Origin of the sequence: Streptomyces sp. Inha503, from assembly GCF_047215865.1 — a bacterium.
GTDB classification, from domain to species: domain Bacteria; phylum Actinomycetota; class Actinomycetes; order Streptomycetales; family Streptomycetaceae; genus Streptomyces; species Streptomyces lycopersici.
Genome location: NZ_CP178360.1, coordinates 11,234,816 through 11,255,032, shown reverse-complemented (window position 1 = coordinate 11,255,032; position 20,217 = coordinate 11,234,816). Strand labels below are relative to the sequence as shown.

Sequence of the window (20,217 nt, the reverse complement as noted above, 5' to 3'; positions counted from 1 at the left end):
CGGTGCCTCAGGCGCGGCGGTTCGGGCGGCGGCCGGGGGGCTGATGGGGTTCGGGACGCGCCGTCAGCTCGTCGATGTCGCAGGTCCTGGGGGTCTTCTCGGAGACGGTGATGGGCCGGCCGTAGTGCCGGATCTCCAGGGGGGCGCCCTCGGCCAGGGAGTAGGTGACGGAGCGGTTGGTGATCTCCACACGCAGCCTCCGGCCCAGCACCTGCATGGTGAAGGCGAGCCGGGCCAGCTTCTCGGGCAGCTTGGGCGAGAACTCCAGCCTGCCGTCGCGGTGCCGCATCCCGCCGAACCCGGCGACCAGGGCGATCCAGGTGCCGGCGAGCGAGGCGATGTGCAGACCGTCGCGGGTGTTGTGCTCCAGGTCCTTCAGGTCCATCAGGGCCGCCTCGCCCAGATAGTCGTAGGCGAGCCGCAGATGGCCGACCTCGGCGGCCATGACGGCCTGGGCACACGCGGAGAGCGAGGAGTCCCGGACCGTCAGCCGCTCGTAGTAGTCGAAGTTGCGTGCCTTCTCCTCCTCGGTGAAGCACTCGCCGCGCAGATACATCGCCAGCACCAGGTCGGCCTGTTTGACCACCTGTTTGCGGTACATGTCGAAGTACGGGAAGTGGAGCATCAGCGGGTACTGGTCGGGGCGGGTGCCCTGGAAGTCCCACTCCTGGTGGTTGGTGAAGTCCGCGGACTGCTCATGGACGCCCAGGGCCTTGTTGTACGGGATGGAGATGGACTCGGCGGCGTCCCGCCAGGCGGCGGCCTCCTCGTCGTCGACGCCCAGTTCGGTGCCCTTGTCCGGGTGGCGTTCGACGATGTCCGCGGCGGCCCGCAGATTCGACTGGGCCATGAGGTTGGTGTAGACGTTGTCGTCCGCGACGGCGCTGTATTCGTCCGGGCCGGTCACCCCGTCGATGTGGAAGCGGCCGTGGTGGTCGTGGTGGCCGAGGGAGCGCCACAGCCGGGCGGTCTCCACCAGCAGTTCCACGGCGGTCTCGCGCTCGAACTCGTCGTCGCCGGTGGCCGCCACATAGCGCACCACCGCGTCCGCCACATCGGCGTTGACGTGGAAGGCCGCGGTGCCGGCCGGCCAGTAGGCGGAGCATTCGGAGCCGTCGATGGTGCGCCAGGGGAAGGCGGCGCCCTCGTGGCCCAGCTGCCGGGCCCGGTCCCGGGCGGCGGGCAGGATGGACTGCCGCCAGCGCAACGCCTCGGCCACGGACTCCGGGAAGGTGTACGTGAGCAGGGGCAGGACGAAGGTGTCGGTGTCCCAGAAGGAGTGGCCGTCGTAGCCGGAGCCGGTGAGGCCCTTGGCGGGGATGGCCCGTTCCTCGGCGCGGGCGCCGGCCTGGAGGACGTGGAAGAGGGCGAACCGCACGGCCTGCTGGATCTCGGCGTCCCCCTCGACCTCGACGTCGGCGCGGGACCAGAAGTCCTCCAGCCAGGCGCGCTGCTGGTCCACCAGGCCGCGCCAGCCGGTGCTGGCGGCCCCGGCCAGCGCGGCCTCGACCTGGTCCCGTACGGCGGGCAGCGAACGGGCTCCGGACCAGCCGTAGGCCACCAGCTTCTCCAGCCGCAGCACCTGGCCCGGCTCCAGCACCGAGGTCACGGTCAGCCGGGCGACGTCGTCGGCGCTCTCGCTGGAGTGGCGGGTGGGCGGCGGCCCGGTGATCAGGTGGTCGGCGGCGGTCGCGACCCGCAGACAACTGGCGTCGGTGCAGTGGATCAGCCGCAGCCGCTTGTCGTCGGCGGCGTTCTCCTCGGGCTTGAGCGGGGACTCCAGGGCCTCGGCCACCCGGGGGTCGCCGCCGCGCTCGGGGAGCTGCTCGTTGGCGACCAGTTCGGACTGGACGACGACGCGGATCTGGGCGTCGACGGCCTCCACCTCGTAGGCGACGGCGGCGATGGCCCGCTGGGTGAGGGAGACCAGCCGGGTGGAGCGGACCCGCACGCTGATGCCGGAGGGGGAGGTCCATTCGCAGGTGCGGTGGAGCAGCCCGCCGCGCAGATCGAGCACCCGCTCATGGGAGCGCAGCCGTCCGTAGCGCAGATCGAAGGGCTCGTCGTCCACCAGCAGCCGGATGATCTTGCCATTGGTGACGTTGATCATGGTCTGGCCGGCCTCGGGATAGCCGTATCCGGCCTCGGCGTAGGGCAGGGGACGCCGTTCGTACACCCCGTTGAGGTAGGAGCCGGGGAGGCCGTGGGGCTCCCCCTCGTCGAGGTTGGCGCGCCAGCCCACATGGCCGTTGGAGAGCGCGAAGACCGATTCGCTCTGGGGCAGCAGATCGAGCCGCAGGTCGGTCTCCCGCAGCACCCAGGGGTCGACGGCGTACGAGGAATCGGTGATCACGAGTCGTCCTCCAGCAGCTCGGCGAGATCCTTGACCACGATGTCGGCGCCGTGTGCGCGCAGCGCGTCGGCCTGGCCCACTCGGTCCACGCCGACGACACAGCCGAAGTGCCCGGAGTGCCCGGCCTCCATGCCCGCCAGGGCGTCCTCGAAGACGGCGGCCGCCTCGGGCCCGACGGCCAGCTCCTTTCCGGCCTCCAGGAAGGTGTCGGGGTGCGGTTTGCCGGGCAGCTTGCGCTCGGCGGCCACCACACCGTCGATCCGTACCTCGAAGAGGTGCTCGATACCGGCGGCGACCAGCACATCGCGGCAGTTGGCGCTGGAGGAGACGACCGCGGTCCGCAGGCCCTCGGCGCGCACGGCCGCCACGAAGCGCACCGAGCCCGGGTACGCCTCCACTCCCTCCTCGCGGATCTTCTCGAGGACGAGGATGTTCTTGCGGTTGCCGAGGCCGTGCACGGTGTCCCGGTCGGGCGGGTCGTCCGGCTCGCCGTCGGGGAGCTCGATGCCCCGGGAGGCAAGGAAGGTGCGCACCCCGTCGGCGCGTGGACGGCCGTCCACGTACTCGTCGTAGTCACGGCCCGAGTCGAAGGGGCGGAACGAGGGGCCGTCGCGCCGCCGCAGATACTCGTCGAACATCTGTTTCCACGCCGCCGCGTGCACCACCGCGGTCCGGGTCAGCACGCCGTCGAGGTCGAACAGGCAGGCCCGGATGCCATCGGGCAGGCAGAGCTTGGTCATGGCCCCCGGTTCCCCCGGGAACGCCGGAATATGCGGGAAAGGCGAAGCCTTCCCCCGCTCGGCGGAGCACGGCGCGCCCTCGGCGCGGGACGGCTCAGCGCGGCACGACGGTGCGCCCCTCGCGGCCTGAGCGGTCGGCGGCCTCCAGGACGGCGACGACCTCGCGGCCGAACCGTACGTCGCAGGGGTCGGCCGCGCCGCCGTCGCGGGCACCGCTCAGCAGCCGGTCGACGGCCGTGGCGAAGGCGTCCAAGGCGGTGGTCCCCGCCTCGGGCACCACGGCGATCCCCCGCTCGCCGTAGAAGTCGCAGGAGAAGCCCCGCGCGGCGGGCCGGGCGTCCAGGGTGAGCGCGAGGGTGCCGATGGCTCCGGAGTGGTGGCGCAGCAGCACATGCGCGGCGCCGCGCGGCCCCTCCAGCGCGGTGACCTCGGCCACCGGGCCGAGGACCGGCAGCAGGACGGACAGCGAATGCGGGCCGACGTCCCACAGCCCGCCGCGCTCCCGCCGCCAGTGGGAGTCGCCGTAGTAGCCGCCGGGCTGGAAGATCGAGGCGAAGGCGGTGGCCCGGCCGCCGTCCCAGCCGCCGTCCGCCGCGGCCTGCCGGAGGAAGGTCTCGACGGGCGCCGCGAAGCGGTTGGTGAAGAACACGACCGAGGCCAGCCCGCGCTCGTCCACGGCCCGCACGATCCGGTCGGCTTCCTCGGTGCTGAAGGCCAGCGGCTTGTCCAGGAGCAGATGGCATCCGGCCAGCGCGGCCCGCTCGGCGAGGCCGCTCTGGATGTCCGGCGGAAGGGCGATGGCCACGGCGTCCACGTCGGCGATCAGGGCGTCGGCGTCCGGGTGGGCGCGGGTGCCCCAGCGGTCCGCCAGCGCCTTCGCCTTCGCCGGGTCGCGTCCCCAGATCCCGGCCAGTTCGGCCACGGGGTGCGCGGCGAGCGCCGCCGCGTGGGTCTCGGCCGCCCAGTGTCCGGTGCCCAGCACTCCGAACCGCACTGTCCGTCCCCCTCCGCGCGAGGCCCCGGAGTCTCCCCGGGCGTCGGCCGCGATCCTACGCCCGTGCCGCCCGGCCGCTTCGGCGGAGGCGGTACGCCGAGGGCGGTACGCCGCTCCCCCGCTTGGCCGTAGGCGGATGCCGGTGGCCGGTGGCGGTGCCAGGGTGAGGCCATGGCCGGCCACGGTGCGGGGGACGGCCGAAGCCCACCCTCACCGCTGGAGGAACCCGTGGCCCGTGGCTCGTCGCGCTCCCTCTCCCGCGCACACCGGCGGCGTGCCACGGTCCGAGCCGCGGCGGCCCTGCTGCTGTGCGGGGCGGCGGTTCCGGCCTGCGCCTCCTCCAGCGAGCACCGGCCGGACCGGGCGGCGTCGGCATCGGCGCGGCAGAGCGCGCTCCAGGCGTCGGCCGCGGCGAAGAAGAAGGCGGAGAAGAAGGCCGAGCTCGCCCGGCTGCTGCCGGGGATGCCGCCCCCGCTGGACCCGCATGACCTCTACGCGGCCGACGGGCCGGGGAAGCTGTCCCGGACGGTGAAGGACTATCCATCGCGGGTGTACGTACCCAACACGCTCTCGGACACGGTGAGCGTCATCGACCCGAAGAAGTTCAAGGTCGTCCGCACCATCCAGGTGGGCCACCAGCCGCAGCACGTGGTGCCCTCGTGGGATCTGAAAACGCTGTGGGTCAACAACGACCTGGGCAACACCCTCACCCCCATCAACCCCGCCAACGGCCGGGTGGGGCGCCCGGTGGACGTCCACGACCCATACAACCTCTACTTCACCCCGGACGGGAAGTACGCCGTGGTGATGGCCTCCATGGACCGGGCGCTGGTCTTCCGGGACGCGCACACCATGAAGGTGATCAAGTCGGTGCCGGTGGACTGCTACGGCGTGAACCACGCGGACTTCTCGCCCGACGGCCGCTACTTCATCGTCTCGTGCGAGTTCTCCGGTGAGCTGCTGAAGGTGGACACGGCGAAGAAGAAGGTGATCGCCAAGCAGCGGCTGCCGATCGCCGGGGCGATGCCACAGGACGTCAAGATCTCGCCCAACGGCAAGACCTGGTACATCGCCGACATGGTGGCGAACGGCCTGTGGGTGCTCAACGGCGACACCTTCGGCAAGCCGCGGCTGCTGCCCACCGGAAAGGGCACCCACGGCCTCTACGTCAGCCGCGACTCCCGCTCCATGTACGTCTCCAACCGCGGCGAGGGCACCATCTCGGTGCTGTCCTTCAAGAGCGGCAAGCTGGTGCGGCGGTGGCGGCTGCCCGGCGGCGGCAGCCCCGACATGGGCGGGGTGTCCACCGACGGCAAGGTGCTGTGGCTCTCGGGCCGCTACAACGCCGAGGTCTACGCGATCGATACCCGCACCGGGCGGCTGCGCGCCCGGATCCCGGTCGGCGGCGGCCCGCACGGGCTCGCGGTCTACCCCCAGCCCGGCCGCTACTCCCTCGGCCACACCGGAATCTTCCGCTGAGTCGGCATTCCCGCGGGGGCCGGTCCGGGGCCTATGACCTGTGACCATCTGCATAGCCTGCCTATATAGAGGCATGATATAAAACTAGATGTGGAATACACACAGCAGTCCGGCGCCCGGGAATCCGACGCCCCCGCCACCCGTGAGGAGGTCGCGGAGGCGCTGGAGCGGCTGGCGTTCCTCGCGGTGCGCCATCTGACCAACCGGGACATCAGCTTCACCGCCGCCTCGACCCTCGGCCGGCTCAGCCGGGAGGGCCCGTCCCGCCTCACGGCCCTGGCCGCCGACGAGGGCGTCACCCAGCCCTCGATGACCCAGCTCATCCAGCGGCTGGAGCGGCAGGACCTGGTGACCCGGGTCGACGATCCGCACGACGGCCGGGTGGTCCTGGTGGCGATCACCGACGCCGGGCGGGAGCTGCTCGCCGAGCGGCGCCGCGACCGTACGAACCGGCTCGCCGAACTGCTGGCCACCCTCTCCCCCGAGGACGAACAGGCACTCGCCACCGCCGTCCGCGCCGCCACCCCCGCCTTCCAGCGGCTCGTCGAGAACGCGGCACGGGCGCGGAAGTCCCCGGGAAGCACCGCTTCCTGATCAACCGGCACCCTGCCGCGCCACGGCTCGCCATGTCGTCACGGCTCGGGCCCTGAACGACGGAGCATCCTTTGTCCGCTCATCCCAGCGCCCCCAACCCCTTCAAGCAGCCGAAGGCCGTATGGGCGGTCGCCTTCGCCTGTGTGATCTCCTTCATGGGCATCGGCCTCGTGGATCCGATCCTGCCCTCCCTCTCCGCCAAGCTGCATGCCACGCCGAGTCAGGTGTCGCTGCTGTTCACCAGCTATCTGGTGGTCACCGCCGTCGCGATGCTGGTCACCGGGTTCGTCTCCAGCCGTATCGGCGCCAAGCGCACCCTGGTGGCCGGTCTGGTGCTCATCGTGCTCTTCAGCGCGGCGGCCGGGGCCTCCGGCAGCATCGACGGGATCGTCGGTTTCCGCGCCGGATGGGGGCTGGGCAACGCCCTGTTCATCGCCACCTCGCTGGCCGTCATCGTGGGCTCGGCCAGCGGTGGCTTCGCCGGCGCGATCATCCTCTACGAGACCGCGCTGGGCATCGGCATCGCGATCGGGCCGCTGCTGGGCGGCGAGCTCGGCGCTATCAGCTGGCGCGGGCCGTTCTTCGGCGTGGCGGTCCTGATGGCCATCGCGCTGATCGCGACCATCGTGCTGGTCCAGCCGACCCCGACCCCGGCGCGCCGGGCCTCGATCGCCGACCCGCTCAAGGCGCTGCGCCACCGCGGGCTGCTCATCATGGGGCTGACCGCGCTCTGCTACAACTGGGGCTTCTTCACGGTGCTGGGCTACGCCCCGTTCCCGATGGACCTGGGCACCCATGAGCTCGGCTATGTCTTCACCGGCTGGGGTGTGCTCGTCGCCCTCTTCTCGGTCTTCGGCGCCCCCTGGCTCCAGGCGCGGCTCGGCATAGCCCGCTCCCTGTATCTCAATCTGGCGCTGTTCGCCCTCGACATCCTCGTCATCGGCCTGTTCACCGACTCCAAGACGACGCTGATCGTGGCGGTGATCGTGGCCGGCGCCTTCATCGGGATCAACAACACCATCACCACCCAGGCGGTGATGACCGTCGCCCCCGTCGAACGGCCCGTCGCCTCCGCCGCCTACGGTTTCGTCCGCTTCATCGGCGGCGGTCTGGCCCCGTACGCGGCGGGGAAGATCGCCGAGCACAGCGGTGTGCATCTGCCCTTCTACATCGGGGCGGCGGCGGTCGCGCTGGGCATCGGCGTCCTGGCCACCGGGCACTCGCTGCTCGCCGAGGCCGAGCGCGTCCAGGCGGCGGAGGCGGCCGGACACACCCCGGCCGAGGAGCGGCGCGAGACGCTGGAGAAGCAGGCGCTGGCCGAGGAGCTCGGCTCGGCGGGCTGACGCGGGACGGGGCCCCGGCGGGCCCCGTCCATGAGGGCCCGTCCCTGAGGACCCGCCCATGAGGGCCCCGGTCTCCCACGGGCCCCGCCCGTCCCCCTCGGATCCGCCGGGAGCCTCAGATCCGCCAGGAGCGGATGTGGCTGGCCGCGTCGAAGACATCCGCCTTGCTGGAGAGGATGTCGCGGACCAGGTCGATCAGCGCCCCGTACGGCGGGTCGATGCCCTCGCCGGAAGCGTGCATATAGGCGACCGCGGTCGCGGCGGCGAACCGCGCGTTGCTCGCCGGGAGCGGCCTGAGCAGCGCGATGGTGTGCAGCAGGGCCGCGGCCCGCCACGCCGGGTCGGGATCGACGCCCAGGCGGGGCGGGTCGACGCGATGGCGGGCGACGGCCGCGACCAGGCCCGAGAAGTCCGAGATGGCCGGCTGTTCCGGCATGACCTCCTCATGGCGCTGGAGCAGCCAGGGGACGTCGATATGCAGCAGCGGGGCCATGGTCAGGCGGCCTGCCCGGGCTGGCGGTGCTCATCGTCGGGGAACGCGTCCGCGAAGGCGTCGGCGTTGTCCGCGAAGAACCGCCGGAAGACCTCGGCGCCCTCCTGTAGAGCGCGGTGACGCGCGATGTCGGCCACGGTCGCCTCGCGGACGAGGGCTTTCATGGTGGTACCGCGCTCCTTGGCGATCTGGCGGAGGTCCTCAAGTTCCCGATCGCTGAATTCCACGTTGAGAGCTGACATGCGGGACACCCTACTCACCGGGTACCCCGTCAGCAATCGCCCCAGCTCAGATCATGTTTTTGTAGGTACTTGACAAACCTTTTCGGCCATCAGGGACGGCTGCGGCCGGGGACGGGACCACCGTCTGGCCCGACCCTGACGAACGGCTCGCGCACCTCACGGTCCAGCAGGCTCCGGTACGCGGCGGGGCGGCGGAAGGCGTCTCCCCAGGTCTCCCGGTGCCGGTTGGCGCGCAGCGCGTCGAGGTCGAAGACCGCCGGATAGACCCCCTCGGCCTCGCCCGCCTCGACCACCAGGGTGTCCCGCGACCGCCCGTCCACGAAGGCGATGCCGTCGTGGGCGACGGAGTGGCCCCAGCCGGGGCCGGCGTAGTTGGCCATGGCCATGCCGGTCATGTTCTCCACGGCGCGGGAGCGGAACTGGGAGAGCCGGTTGATCTCCAGCTCGCAGGCGTTCGGGGTGAGGACGATCTCCGCCCCGGCGAGCATCAGGGCGCGGGCACTCTCCGGGAACTCCCGGTCGTAACAGATCATCGCCCCGGTCATCACCTCGCCCACCGCCGTGTCCAGGGCGCACACCTCGAACCCCTCCCCCGGCGTCAGACCGGCCTCCGGCAGGTCGAAGACGCAGGTGTGCACCTTGGCGTAGGTCAGCACCAGGCGGCCGTGCCGGTCGATGAGGGAGAGGGTGTTGCGCGGCGGTCCGTCCCAGCGCTCCAGATAGGTGAGCGCGATGGCCATCTCCAACTCGGCGGCCAGCTCGCGGAAGTGGGTGACGAAGGGCGAGTCACGGGTAATGGGTTCGCCGAGCCAGACGGACTCGGGCCACGGCCCGGCCGGAGTGCGGGCGCCGTCCCACAGCGAGGGGTGGCGGTAGACGTCGCCCTCGGCGGAGCCTTCGGGGACGGCGCAGCTGTAGCCGTTGCTCCACATCTCGGGGAAGAGCGCGATATCGGCGCCGAGCGCCCGGGCCCGGCGGCAGGCCGCCTCGCCGAGGGCGAGGTTCACCGGCAGATCGGGCCCCGGCGGGGCGAGTTGGAGCAGGGCGACGGTGAGGGTGGTCATGGCGGATGCCTCCTTCGGTACCCGACGCCTCCGGATCCCGGCGGCGGGAAGCGGGTAGGGCTGCCCGTACGGCGTGATCGCCGAAGGGACCGGCCACAAGGAATGGGGTATGCGGTGAGGATCGAGTCGGCCGAGGTCGTCGTCACCAGTCCGGGACGCAATTTCACCACCCTGCGCATCATCACCGAGGACGGGGTCACGGGTCTGGGGGACGCCACGCTCAACGGCCGTGAGCTGGCCGTCGCCTCGTATCTGCGGGACCACGTGGTGCCACTGCTGCTCGACCGGGACGCCTCGCGCATCGAGGACACCTGGCAGTATCTGTACCGCGGGGCGTACTGGCGGCGCGGGCCGGTGACCATGGCCGCCATCGCGGCCGTCGACACCGCGCTGTGGGACATCAAGGCCAAGGCCGCCGGGATGCCGCTGTACCAGCTGCTGGGCGGGGCGTCGCGCAGCGGGGCGCTGGCCTACGGGCACGCCTCCGGCCGGGACGTCCCCGAACTGCTCGACTCCATCCGCGCCCATCTGGAGCGGGGCTATCGCGCGATCCGCGTCCAGACCGGCATCCCCGGGCTGGCCTCGGTCTACGGCGTGGCCTCCTCGAGCGCGGGCGGCGGGGAGCGCTACGACTACGAACCGGCGCGCCGGGGGTCGGGACCCCGGGTGCTGCCCGCCGAGGAGAGCTGGGACACCAGGGCCTATCTGCGTCATCTGCCGACCGTGTTCGAGGCCGTCCGGGCGGAGTTCGGCCCGGAGCTGCCGCTGCTGCACGACGGCCACCACCGGATGACCCCGATCCAGGCGGCCCGGCTCGGCAAGGCGCTGGAGCCGTACGACCTGTTCTGGCTGGAGGACGCCACGCCCGGCGAGGACCAGGCCGCGCTGCGGCTCATCCGGCAGCACACCACCACCCCCCTGGCCATCGGCGAGGTCTTCAACCACGTCCACGACTACACCACCCTGCTGAGCGAGCGGCTGATCGACTACGTGCGTTCGGCGGTGACCCACACCGGCGGGGTCACCGCCATGCGCAAACTGCTGGACCTGGCCGCGGTCTACGGGATCAAGTCCGGTATGCACGGCCCGACCGACATCTCCCCCGTGGGCATGGCCGCGGCGCTCCACCTGGATCTGGCCGTCCACAACTTCGGCATACAGGAGTACATGCCGCACACCGACGACACGCTGGAGGTATTCCGCACCTCCTTCCGCTTCGAGGACGGGCTGCTGCACCCCTCCGACGCCCCGGGCCTGGGCGTCGAGCTGGACGCGCAGGCCGCCGGGCGGTTCCCGTACCAGCCCGCGTATCTGCCGGTGAACCGGCTGGCGGACGGCACGGTGCACGACTGGTGAACGGAGGTACGGTGAGCCGCGTCGCCGTAAGTGAGAAGAGGGAGCATGGAGCAGCGTGAGTTCGGCCGGCTCGGCCGGAAGGTCTCGGTGGTGGGCCTGGGCACCTGGCAGCTGGGCGCGGACTGGGGCGAGGTCGGCGAGAACGACGCCCTGACCGTGCTGGATGCGGCCGTCGAAGCGGGCGTGACGTTCTTCGACACCGCCGATGTGTACGGGGACGGGCGCAGCGAGCAGTTCATCGGGCGGTATCTGAGGTCGCGCCCGGACGCCGGGATCTTCGTGGCCACCAAGATGGGGCGGCGGCTGCCGCAGCTCGCGGAGAACTACACGCTGGACAACTTCCGCGCGTGGACCGACCGTTCGCGGGCCAATCTGGGCGTGGACACCCTGGATCTGGTCCAGCTGCACTGCCCGCCGTCCTCGGTGCACTCCTCGGCCGCGGTCTTCGACGCGCTGGACACGCTGGTGGCCGAGGAGCGGGTGGCGGCGTACGGGGTGAGCGTCGAGACGTGTGCGGAGGCGCTGGCGGCGATCGCGCGTCCGGGCACGGCGAGTGTGCAGATCATCCTCAACCCGTTCCGGCTCAAGCCGCTGGAGGAGGTGGTCCCGGCGGCGCGGGAGGCCGGTGTGGGGATCATCGCGCGGGTTCCGCTGGCGTCCGGTCTGCTGTCGGGGAAGTACACCAAGGACACCGTCTTCGCGGAGAACGACCACCGCACGTTCAACCGGCACGGCGAGATGTTCGACCAGGGCGAGACGTTCTCCGGCGTGGGCTTCGAGGAGGGCGTCGAGGCGGCGGTGGAGTTCGCCGGGCTGGCCCCGGCGGGCGCCACCCCGGCGCAGACGGCGCTGCGGTGGATCATCCAGCAGCCGGGCGTGACCTCGGTCATCCCGGGGGCGCGTTCGCCCGAGCAGGCTCGGGCGAACGCGGCCGCGGCGGGGCTGCCCCCGCTGCCGGGCGCCACGCTGGAGGCCGTCGGCGACCTGTACGACCGGCGGATCCGGGCCCAGGTTCACCATCGCTGGTAACGGTGGCACACCGGGCTCAGAAGCCGGCGTCCGCCGCCCATTGCGCGAGTTCGCGCTGGGCGGCGGCGCGCTGCTCCGCCGAGGGGGCGGCGGTGCCGTCGGCGATCAGCGCGTAGTGCAGGGTGCCGGTGGACTCGCCGGCCGGGGCGGAGAGCACCAGCCGGTTCCCCCCGCTGTCGCCGGGCTCCGCCGCGGTGGCGACGGGGTGGTCGGCGGTGTGGCCGTGTGCGGTGTACGCGGGCGGGCCGGTGAGGGTGCCCAGATCGGAGACGACGGTGGTCCGTGCGGGGTCGAAGTCACCGGGCAGCCGGAGTTCGGTGGGTGCGTCGGTGGCGCCGTCCGAGCGCCACACCAGCATGCCGTAGCGGCCGGAGCCGGTGACCTTGGCGACGTTCGGCAGGCTGCCGGGGATGCGGTCCCAGCTGAGCGTGGTGGAGCCGTCACGCGCACGGTCCTCGAAGGTGAAGGCGAGGGTGCGGCCCGCGACGGCGCGCGGATAGATCCGGTCGAGCAGCCGGGCGTCCTGGCGCAGGGCGGCATTGCCGGAGTCGTCGAGGCGCACGGCCGAGAGATCCTCGTCGTTCCAGGCGTCGCCCTCGGTGAGGACCTTCCCGGTGTTGCCGTTCATGGCCTCGTGGTGGCGGCCGTTGTAGATGTCCCACTGCCACTGGGTGGAGGAGAGCACGGCGCCGGAGGCGGCCGGCCTGGTCCACCAGGAGGCGCCGGGGAGGCGGGAGTCCAGCGCCTGGTACATGCCCTTGACGACGGTGGGGGCCTTGTCGGAGGTGAAACCGGCCAGCGGATGGCCGAACTCGCTCATGACGGCGGGCAGGTCGAGGGCGGTGGAGCGGTCGCGCAGGGCGCCGAAGTCGCCCGCGTACTGGCCGTCGGCCGCCTTGCCGGGCATGAAGATCCCGGAGATGGCCTTCTGGTCGTAGTAGTGGGTGTTGAAGACGTAGTCGGGGCCGGGTTTTCCGGCGTCGAGGAGTCCGCCCTCCTGGCGCTGGAAGTCCAGGTTGGAGTTCCAGAACATATTGGGCTCCACGAAGGCGGGCTTGTCCTGCCAGCCCGCGGCGTCCATGCGGGCGCGGAACTTCTCGTAGAACGGCCACAGCACGCTCTTCTCCCAGGTGCGGCTGTTCTGGCCGTCGTCGTACGCGCCCGCGTACGGCTCGTTCAGCGGGTCGAAGCCGACGACGCGGGTGAACTGGTCGTCGGTGAGCTGCCGGGCGAGGTAGGTCATGGTCTTCTCGGCGGTGGCCAGGAAGGCGTCCTGGACGCGGACGGTGCCCGCGCCGGTGGTCAGGGCACGGTTGCGCCAGAAGTCGCGGGTGGAGTTCATGACCGCTTGGTTCTGGGTGATGTTCTGGCCCCAGTGGACGCAGATGCCGCAGGACTCCTTGGGGTAGCCGCCCGCGTCGATGACCCATTTCGGGGCGCCGTCGCCGCTGTACCAGCTGTCCTTGTCGAAGAGATGGCGGGAGTAGAGGTCCTGGTGGAAGTCGGGGAAGACCCGGATTCCGGCGTCGAGGAACGCCTTCATCTGTGCGGTGGCGTTCTCAAGGTAGCCGGTGTCCACCTGGCCCGGCTCGGGCTCGGCATGGGCCCAGGAGAGCAGGAACCGCACCGCGTTGGCGCCGGTCAGGTGGCGCATGGCGGCGGCCGATTTCCTCGCGTCGGCGGTGGTGGCGAACGGGAGCCCGCCGTTCTCCTCCAGTTTGGTCTCGCCGGACACGTTGAAGCCGCGCAGCACGACCTCGCGGCCGTGGCCGTCGGCGAACCGGGTGCCGTCCACGGTCACCTGGTCGGCCGCCCGGCCGTCGAACCAGGGCGCCTCGGCCGCGGCCGCCGGAGTGCCCGGGGCCGCGGCCGCCGCCAGCAGCAGGACGGCCACCCCGAGCAGCCGGGTGCGACCCGGTCCGGGGCGGCCGATCCGTATCCCTCGTGTCTCATGAGTCGGCATGGACCTACCGTCCAGTAAACCTGAGGGCTCGTCAACTCTTCGCGTTCGAAGAGAAGTTCGGCTGCGAGGCGATGTGGTTACCGCTGGAAACCGTGGCCCAGGGCCGCACCGGCCTCCGGTGCCCCGAGGGAGTCCGGCCCGAAGGAGACGACACCGTCCGTGGTCAGGCCGCTCGCCTGGCCGCGCAGCGCCCAGGCCGCACCGCTGGTGGACTGGGCACCGTCCTCGTCGGGCGCGCCCACGGCCAGGTCGTCCTTGCCGTCACCGTCGGTGTCGGCGAGCCCGGTCGCCATGGCGAAGTGGTCGCCCGCCTCCGCGACACCGGGGACACCGGCGGTGTCCTGGGTGAACGCCTGGGCCCCGGTGCCGGACAGCCCGCCCCGGCCGCCGTAGAGCTGGACGACGCTGCCCGCCTCCTTGACCGAGTCCAGGCCCTCGTACGGGATGCCGACGGCGATGTCCGCGTAGCCGTCGCCGTTGACGTCGCCCGAGCTCAGCGAGTAGCCGAACTGGTCGCCGTCCTCGTTGACGCCGGGGACGCCGGCGGTGTTCTGGTCGATGGTCGTGGTGCGGGTGGTGCTCGGCCCCGACGCGGTGCCGTAGAGGACCTTGAGCGTGCCGTGGTCGTACGGCAGGTTCTCGATCACGTCACCGGGTACGGTGCGCAGGACCAGATCGCCGTGGCCGTCCTTGTCGACATCGCCGATGGTCGCGGAGGCGGCGTCGGTGAGGTCGGCGGCCTTCTGCGACAGGCCCTTGTCATCGCCCTTGAAGAACAGGCTGGACTGGGACATCTCCTCGAAGGCGTGGGTGGAGACGAGGTCGTCCTTGCCGTCGCCGGTGATGTCGCCCGCGGTCAGACTGGTCGGCGCGTCGAACCGGCCGGTGTCGGAGAAGGAGCTGCCCGCGTCCTTGCCGTCGCGGGTGAACGGGCCGAGGCGGACCCGCACTCCGGTCTTCTCGTCGTCCGGGCCCTCGCCGGTGGTGACCAGGTCGACCAGGTCGGCCTGGCCGTCGCCGTTGAAGTCACCGCCCGCGATGACGCTGTCGCCCCAGTGGTCGCCGTTCCCGGCGGGCAACTGAGTGCCGCCGGTCAGCCCGTTCGGCGAGCCCCACAGGACCGTGATGGCCGGGGACTTGCCGGTCTGGATCGCCAGATCGGTATAGCCGTCGCCGTCCAGGTCGCGGGCGACGGTGTGGGCCCCGAAGAACGCCGACGCGGCGGGGTCGCCGGGAACGCCCTCGGTCGCCTGGCTGACGACCTGGCGGTGGGTGGTGTCCGCGCCGGAGGCGGAGCCGTAGACGACGGCGACATAGCCCGCCTTGGCCTTGCCGCCCACCGTGCCGGCGGGGGCGGAGACGGCGAGGTCGGCGCGTCCGTCCTTGTTGAAGTCGACCTTCGGGGCCGCGGCCGCCGCGGGGCGGGCCTCGGCGGCGCCCGCGGAGGGTACGGCGAGTAAGGCGGGGGTGGTCACAAGTGCGGCCACCGTCGCGCAGCGCACGACGGTGGTGAGGGAACGGGGGCGCACACTTCCTCCTGCTCGTTGATGAGCGTTTACCTCATGTACACCCAGCAGGACCCGTGACACCGCCTCAGGGTTGCACGGCCGATTCCAGGGATTTCCTCAGTCCGTCCCGTTCACATAGCGGAACACGCTCATCATATGGGTCTCGTCGATCTCTTCCTCGGGTGCCGCCACGCACTCGGCCAGCCGTTTGGTGAGGGTGTCGGCGTCGATCCCGGTGCCGATCATCACCAGCTGGGTGGTGCGGGGCTCTCCGGGCTCCCAGGGCGAGAGCTGGAAGCGGAGGTACGAGCCGACCGCGTGCAGCCCGAACTTCGACTCCCGGCCCGCGCCCGCGAAGTGGAGGAACCCCTTGGCGCGGTAGAGGCCCACCGGGCGGCTGTCGAGGAAGTCCATCAGCCGGCGCGGATGGAGCGGTTCGGCGACGGAGAACTCCACGCTCTCGTAGGCGGCGTGGAGGTGGTCGCCGTGGTCATGGCCGTGGCCGCAGCCGTCGTCCCCGCACCCGTCGCCGGATGCGTCGTCGGCCCAGACATCGGCGAACGAGAGCTGCCGGAAGCCTTCCTCGGCGGTCTCGCGCGGCCGGTGGTCGAAGAGGAGAGCGGGGTCCACACGCCCGTGCGCGGCGGTCACCACCGGCACCCCGGGGGCGATCTCCTGGAGGGTCTCCAGCAGATCCCGCCGCTCGTCCTCGGCGACGCGGTCGGTCTTGTTGAGCACGACGAGGTCCGCGGCGCGGACATGGCGGTCGAGCTCGGGGTGACGGACGCGGGTGTCCGGGAACTCCGCGGCGTCCACGACCTCCACCAGGCCGCCGTAGACGATCCGCTCATTGCCGCTGGACAGCAGCGCGCGGATCATGCTCTGCGGTTCGGCGAGGCCGCTGGCCTCGATCACCACGACATCGATGCGCAGCTCGGGATCGGTGAGCCGCTCGAGCATCCCGTCCATCTCTGAGGCGTCCGCCGCACAGCACAGACAGCCGTTCTCGATCGGGATCATCGAATCGACCTGCCCGGCGACGGCCAGGGCGTCGATGTTGATCGATCCGAAGTCATTGACGATGACGCCGATCCGGGTGTCCGCGCTGTCCCGCATCAGATGGTTGAGCATCGTCGTCTTGCCGGAGCCCAGAAAACCCGTGACGAGAATGACCGGAATCCGTTGTGTGGCCAAGGCTGTGTCTCCGTGCTGCGGTCCGTGGTGATCTCGGGCGGACCGCTCATGCTATCCGGCCGCCGATGACCATGTCGCGCACATGGCCGTGGCCCGCCACGCCGGGCGCGGCAGGCCTCGGGTCCTTCATGCTCCCGGGGCGGGGCCCGTCAGGGGATCTCGATCCCCGCCTCGGCCGAGAGCCGGTCGATCTCGGCCAGCTCGGCGTCGCTGAAACCGGGCGAGTCCAGCACCGCGACGTTCTGCTCCAGCTGGGCGACGCTGCTCGCGCCGATCAGCACCGAGACCACCCGGGGGTCGCGCAGCACCCATGCGAGCGCCAGCTGGGCGAGGGTCTGGCCGCGCCCCTCCGCGAGCTTGTTGAGGGCGTGCAGCAGGGCCAGCCGCTCCTCGGTGAGCGTCTCGCGCTTGAGGAAGTGGCCGAGCGCCATGCGCGAGTCGGCGGGCACCCCGTGCAGATAGCGGTCGGTGAGCTGCCCCTGCGCCAGCGGCGAGAAGGCGATCACCCCGGCGCCCGCCTCGGCGGACGCCTGGAGCACCCCGCCCTCGACCCCGCGCTGGAGGATCGAGTACGGATGCTGGTTGATCAGGTACGGGGTGCGCAGCTCCTTCAGGATCGCGGCCGCCTCGGCGATCGCCTCCGGCGGGTAGTTGGACAGCCCCGCGTAGAGCGCCTTGCCCTGCCGCACCGCGCTGTCGAGCGCACCCATCGTCTCTTCCAGCGGAGTGTCCGGGTCGAAACGGTGGGAGTAGAAGACATCGACGTAGTCCAACCCCATTCGGGACAGCGACTGATCGAGGCTGGCGAGGACGTACTTGCGCGAGCCCCATTCGCCGTACGGCCCCGGCCACATCAGATATCCGGCCTTGCTGGCGATGAAGAGCTCATCGCGGTACCGGCGGAAGTCCTGGGCGAAGATCGAGCCGAAGTTGCTCTCGGCGCTGCCGGGCGGCGGACCGTAGTTGTTGGCCAGGTCGATATGGGTGACGCCCAGGTCGAAGGCGCGGCGCAGCACCGCGCGCTGGGTCTCCAGGGGGTGGGTGTCGCCGAAGTTGTGCCACAGGCCGAGCGAGACCTTCGGAAGCAGCACACCGCTGCGGCCACAGCGCTGGTACTGCATGGAGTCGTAGCGGTTCTCGGCGGCGAGGTGGACCATGCGCGTCGTCCTTGTCCGTACGGTGCGGTTGGGAGCGGACGGGCCGTGGGGACGGCCCGCCCGCCTGAGCTTGTCAGCTTTGGGCCAAAGTGGCGACCTCATTGGCGCTGAGTGTCCTGCCGTACACACGGACGTCGTCGAACGCGGCCTTGAGGTACGGGTCCGGGTACTGCGACTTGCCGAGATAGCCGGCGCGGATGTGGTTGCCGAAGTGGACCGGCTCGACGGTGATGGCGGTGTTGCGTCCCACCTCGCGCCCGCCGACATAGAGGACGGCGGTGCCGCTGCCGTAGGCGACGGCCACATGGACCCACTGGCCGGTGGGCAGCGGGGCGGCCTCGATGCGCTGTTCGGCTCCGCCGCCGCCCGCGGTGATGGCGAAGCGCAGCTTTCCGGAGTCGGCCACGGGGGTGAGGAACATATTGGCGGTGACACCGGTGCCGATGTCGAAGATCCGGGTCCAGGTGGCGGGGGTGCCGTCCAGTTTGACCCAGGTGGCCAGGGTGTACGCACGGGCGCCGGCCAGGAGGTCGTCGGCGAGGACGACATGGCCGTCCGTGCCGTTCAGGGCGACCGCGCCACCGGTCCTGCCCGCCGCCCAGGAGGCGCCGCCGACGAGCCGGGCCGTCTTCCCCCGGCCGGTGGCGTCGGACGCGGTGGTGCCGGAGTTCTCGTCGAAGCGGTGCCAGGCGGCGAAGGCGGGCGGCGGGGTGGGCGGCTGCCCGGTCAGCCAGTACACGTTGTAGTGCTGGTGGTGGACGCGGGCGACCGGCAGCAGGGTCACGCTCTCCCCGCTGGCCGTGGCGCTGAACCGCAGGGGGCTGGTGGCCGTCTGGGACACCGATCCGGTGTCCAGTCGCGGCATGGTCATTCCGGTGCGGCCGCCGTACGCCCCGGCGAGCACCACCGGCCCGTAGAGCACGGCCCGGACGTCGGGGTCGTCGGGGGTGGGGTCGAACGTCAGCTTCATCGGCAGCGTCACCTCGACCCGGTCGCCGGTCTGCCACTGGCGGTCGATGATCAGCCAGCTGCCGGGGGCGGGGCGGTCGGCGAGGGTGGTGCCGTTGAGCGTGGCACGGGCCCCGGCCGCCCAGGAGGGGATGCGGACGCGCAGTTCGAGGGAGGCCGCGCCGGAGGTGACGGTGAGGGTGGTGGTCTGCTGGTCGGGGAAGCCGGTGGTCTGGCGCCAGGTGATGCCCTTGTCCTGCCAGCGCAGCTCGGAGGGGATGAAGAGGTTCACCAGCAGGCTGCGGTCGGCGTGGGTGTAGATGGTGTCCGCGAACTTGGCCTGGGTCTCCATGCCGCTGCCGTGGTCGCAGGAGAAGTTGTCGTAGTCGGTGGAGTACTGGTTGGGGTCGGTGCCCATGAAGGACGGCTGCTGTTTGAAGGAGCCGGGGGCGAGGCCCGTGTAGTAGATGTTGAAGCCGTGGGCCGAGTCCGGGTCCTGCTCGCCCAGCATCTGGTTGAGCAGGGTGCGCTCGTAGTAGTCGAGCAGGTCCACGCGTTCCGGTGCGTGGAAGTGGATCAGCCGGGTGAGCTTGAGCATGTTGTACGAGTTGCAGTTCTCGCAGCAGTTGTCGGAGAGCTGGGCGGCGATGGCGTCCGGCTCGTGGAACGCCTCCCCGTTGCTGTTCCCGCCGATGACATAGGTGTGGTGATCGGTGACGATCTTCCAGAAGTTCTCGCCGATGGTGCGGTAGCGGCTGTCCAGCCCCTCCTCCCACAGCCGCATGGCGCCGACCATCTTGGGGATCTGGGTGTTGGCGTGCAGCCCGTTGAGCCGGTCCTCGTTGCGGGCCAGCGGGTCGAAGACGCGGGCGTGGGTGAAGCGCTCGGCCACCTTCAGCCAGCGGCTGTCGCCGGTGATGGCGTGCAGATCGGCGAGGACGTCGTTCATGCCGCCGAACTCGGTTTGCAGCACCCGCTGCATCTGGTCGTAGCTGAGCCTCCCGGTGCGGGTGTCGACCCAGGCGGCCTGGCGCTCCACGACCTGAAGGGCCTCGGCGTTGCCCGCGAGCCGGTACTGGTCGACGAGCCCGGCCATGATCTTGTGGATGGTGTAGTACGGCGCCCACACCCCGGTACCGGCCTCCAGCCGGTCGAAGAAGCTCTCGGGGAACGCCGAGAGATAGCCCTGGCCGTAGCCCGCGGCCGGGGACTTGGCCTGGCAGGCGGCGAGCGCCGAGACCAGCTTGCGGCCCTTGTCGAGCAGGGCGGTGTCCCCGGTGGCCGCGTAGCTGAGGGCCAGTCCGGACAGGAGGTGGCCGGTGCTGTGGCCGCGCAGTTCCGTGCTGGGGCTCTCCCAGCCGCCGCAGGGCTGGGCGCTGCTGGGGAGCCCGACGTTGAGGCGGAAGGTGTGCAGCAGCCGGTCGATGTCCACGAAGCGCAGATAGGCGGTGTTACGGGACTGGTTGTCCTTGAAGGCGCCGGGGAGCAGGGTCACGGCGGTGAGCGGAAAGGGCTGGGCACTGGTCAGCGCCTTGGGTTTGCGGTGGTTCGCGGCCGGGGCGGCGCCGGGGGCGGCCGCCTCGGCGGTGGATCCGGCGGCGACGGTGAGCGCCACGGCCGCGGCCCCGGAGGCCGTGGCGGCGATGAAGTGCCGTCTGTCGACTGGTTCGCTCATGACTTCCCTCACTGGGGTTCGAAATTACGAACAACGTCCGACATCGTGCACCGTGAAGGTACCGGCCCTTCCGGGAACGTCAACA

General features: G+C 71.2%; 16 protein-coding genes. 5 read left to right on the top strand and 11 right to left on the bottom strand.

Going from position 1 to position 20,217, the window contains the following annotated elements; genetic code table 11:
- Positions 1-7 precede the first annotated feature (7 nt).
- The 3 genes from ACJX2R_RS46555 to ACJX2R_RS46545 all read right to left on the bottom strand — a co-directional run bounded on the left by ACJX2R_RS46555 (position 8) and on the right by ACJX2R_RS46545 (position 4,087).
- The gene (locus ACJX2R_RS46555; RefSeq protein ID WP_413105058.1) at positions 8-2,353 is read right to left on the bottom strand and encodes a glycoside hydrolase family 65 protein; all 2,346 of its coding nucleotides are present in this window, start codon (positions 2,351-2,353) and stop codon (positions 8-10) included.
- The gene (locus ACJX2R_RS46550; RefSeq protein ID WP_413105057.1) at positions 2,350-3,093 is read right to left on the bottom strand and encodes an HAD family hydrolase; all 744 of its coding nucleotides are present in this window, start codon (positions 3,091-3,093) and stop codon (positions 2,350-2,352) included. Before ACJX2R_RS46550 ends, ACJX2R_RS46555 begins: the two co-directional genes overlap by 4 nt.
- A 94-nt stretch (positions 3,094-3,187) precedes the next feature.
- Positions 3,188-4,087 carry a Gfo/Idh/MocA family protein gene (locus tag ACJX2R_RS46545; RefSeq protein WP_413105056.1) on the bottom strand — a complete coding sequence of 300 codons (900 nt, stop codon included), beginning with the start codon at positions 4,085-4,087 and terminating at the stop codon, positions 3,188-3,190.
- 171 nt (positions 4,088-4,258) lie between these two features.
- On the opposite strand from ACJX2R_RS46545, the gene ACJX2R_RS46540 reads away from it, so the two are divergent.
- The 3 genes from ACJX2R_RS46540 to ACJX2R_RS46530 all read left to right on the top strand — a co-directional run bounded on the left by ACJX2R_RS46540 (position 4,259) and on the right by ACJX2R_RS46530 (position 7,503).
- A complete protein-coding gene (locus ACJX2R_RS46540; RefSeq protein ID WP_413105055.1) occupies positions 4,259-5,566 on the top strand; it encodes a beta-propeller fold lactonase family protein in 1,308 nt (435 codons plus the stop codon).
- A gap of 90 nt (positions 5,567-5,656) precedes the next feature.
- A complete protein-coding gene (locus ACJX2R_RS46535; RefSeq protein ID WP_413105054.1) occupies positions 5,657-6,160 on the top strand; it encodes a MarR family winged helix-turn-helix transcriptional regulator in 504 nt (167 codons plus the stop codon).
- A 71-nt stretch (positions 6,161-6,231) separates the two neighbouring features.
- Complete coding sequence (locus ACJX2R_RS46530) at positions 6,232-7,503, top strand: MFS transporter (RefSeq protein ID WP_413105053.1); 1,272 nt, start codon at positions 6,232-6,234, stop codon at positions 7,501-7,503.
- A gap of 115 nt (positions 7,504-7,618) precedes the next feature.
- Here the strand turns inward: ACJX2R_RS46530 and ACJX2R_RS46525 are convergent, their stop codons facing one another.
- The 3 genes from ACJX2R_RS46525 to ACJX2R_RS46515 form a co-directional block, all read right to left on the bottom strand.
- On the bottom strand, positions 7,619-7,996 hold the full coding sequence (locus ACJX2R_RS46525) for a toxin Doc (RefSeq protein WP_262697380.1): 378 nt from the start codon (positions 7,994-7,996) through the stop codon (positions 7,619-7,621).
- A gap of 2 nt (positions 7,997-7,998) precedes the next feature.
- Positions 7,999-8,238, bottom strand: coding sequence for a hypothetical protein (locus tag ACJX2R_RS46520; protein WP_020865818.1), 240 nt, complete (start codon positions 8,236-8,238; stop codon positions 7,999-8,001).
- 89 nt (positions 8,239-8,327) lie between these two features.
- Positions 8,328-9,302, bottom strand: a complete 975-nt coding sequence (locus tag ACJX2R_RS46515) for a carbon-nitrogen hydrolase family protein (RefSeq protein ID WP_413105052.1) — start codon at positions 9,300-9,302, stop codon at positions 8,328-8,330.
- A gap of 114 nt (positions 9,303-9,416) precedes the next feature.
- Here ACJX2R_RS46515 and manD point away from each other — a divergent pair, with 114 nt between their 5' ends.
- A complete protein-coding gene (gene manD, locus ACJX2R_RS46510; protein ID WP_413105051.1) occupies positions 9,417-10,658 on the top strand; it encodes a D-mannonate dehydratase ManD in 1,242 nt (413 codons plus the stop codon).
- A gap of 45 nt (positions 10,659-10,703) precedes the next feature.
- Complete coding sequence (locus tag ACJX2R_RS46505; protein ID WP_413105050.1) at positions 10,704-11,687, top strand: aldo/keto reductase; 984 nt, start codon at positions 10,704-10,706, stop codon at positions 11,685-11,687.
- 16 nt (positions 11,688-11,703) lie between these two features.
- Here ACJX2R_RS46505 and ACJX2R_RS46500 read toward each other — a convergent pair whose 3' ends face one another.
- The 5 genes from ACJX2R_RS46500 to ACJX2R_RS46480 form a co-directional block, all read right to left on the bottom strand.
- Positions 11,704-13,650 carry a cellulase family glycosylhydrolase gene (locus ACJX2R_RS46500; protein ID WP_413105049.1) on the bottom strand — a complete coding sequence of 649 codons (1,947 nt, stop codon included), beginning with the start codon at positions 13,648-13,650 and terminating at the stop codon, positions 11,704-11,706.
- A gap of 77 nt (positions 13,651-13,727) precedes the next feature.
- On the bottom strand, positions 13,728-15,179 hold the full coding sequence (locus tag ACJX2R_RS46495; RefSeq protein ID WP_413105048.1) for an FG-GAP-like repeat-containing protein: 1,452 nt from the start codon (positions 15,177-15,179) through the stop codon (positions 13,728-13,730).
- A gap of 96 nt (positions 15,180-15,275) precedes the next feature.
- Positions 15,276-16,352, bottom strand: a complete 1,077-nt coding sequence (locus tag ACJX2R_RS46490; protein WP_413105047.1) for a CobW family GTP-binding protein — start codon at positions 16,350-16,352, stop codon at positions 15,276-15,278.
- A 149-nt stretch (positions 16,353-16,501) separates the two neighbouring features.
- Positions 16,502-17,509 (bottom strand): aldo/keto reductase, encoded by a 1,008-nt coding sequence (locus ACJX2R_RS46485; RefSeq protein WP_413105046.1) that lies wholly within the window; start codon positions 17,507-17,509, stop codon positions 16,502-16,504.
- A gap of 73 nt (positions 17,510-17,582) precedes the next feature.
- Positions 17,583-20,132: a beta-L-arabinofuranosidase domain-containing protein gene (locus tag ACJX2R_RS46480; RefSeq protein WP_413105045.1), complete on the bottom strand. Its 2,550-nt coding sequence runs from the start codon at positions 20,130-20,132 to the stop codon at positions 17,583-17,585.
- Positions 20,133-20,217: the final 85 nt, after the last annotated feature.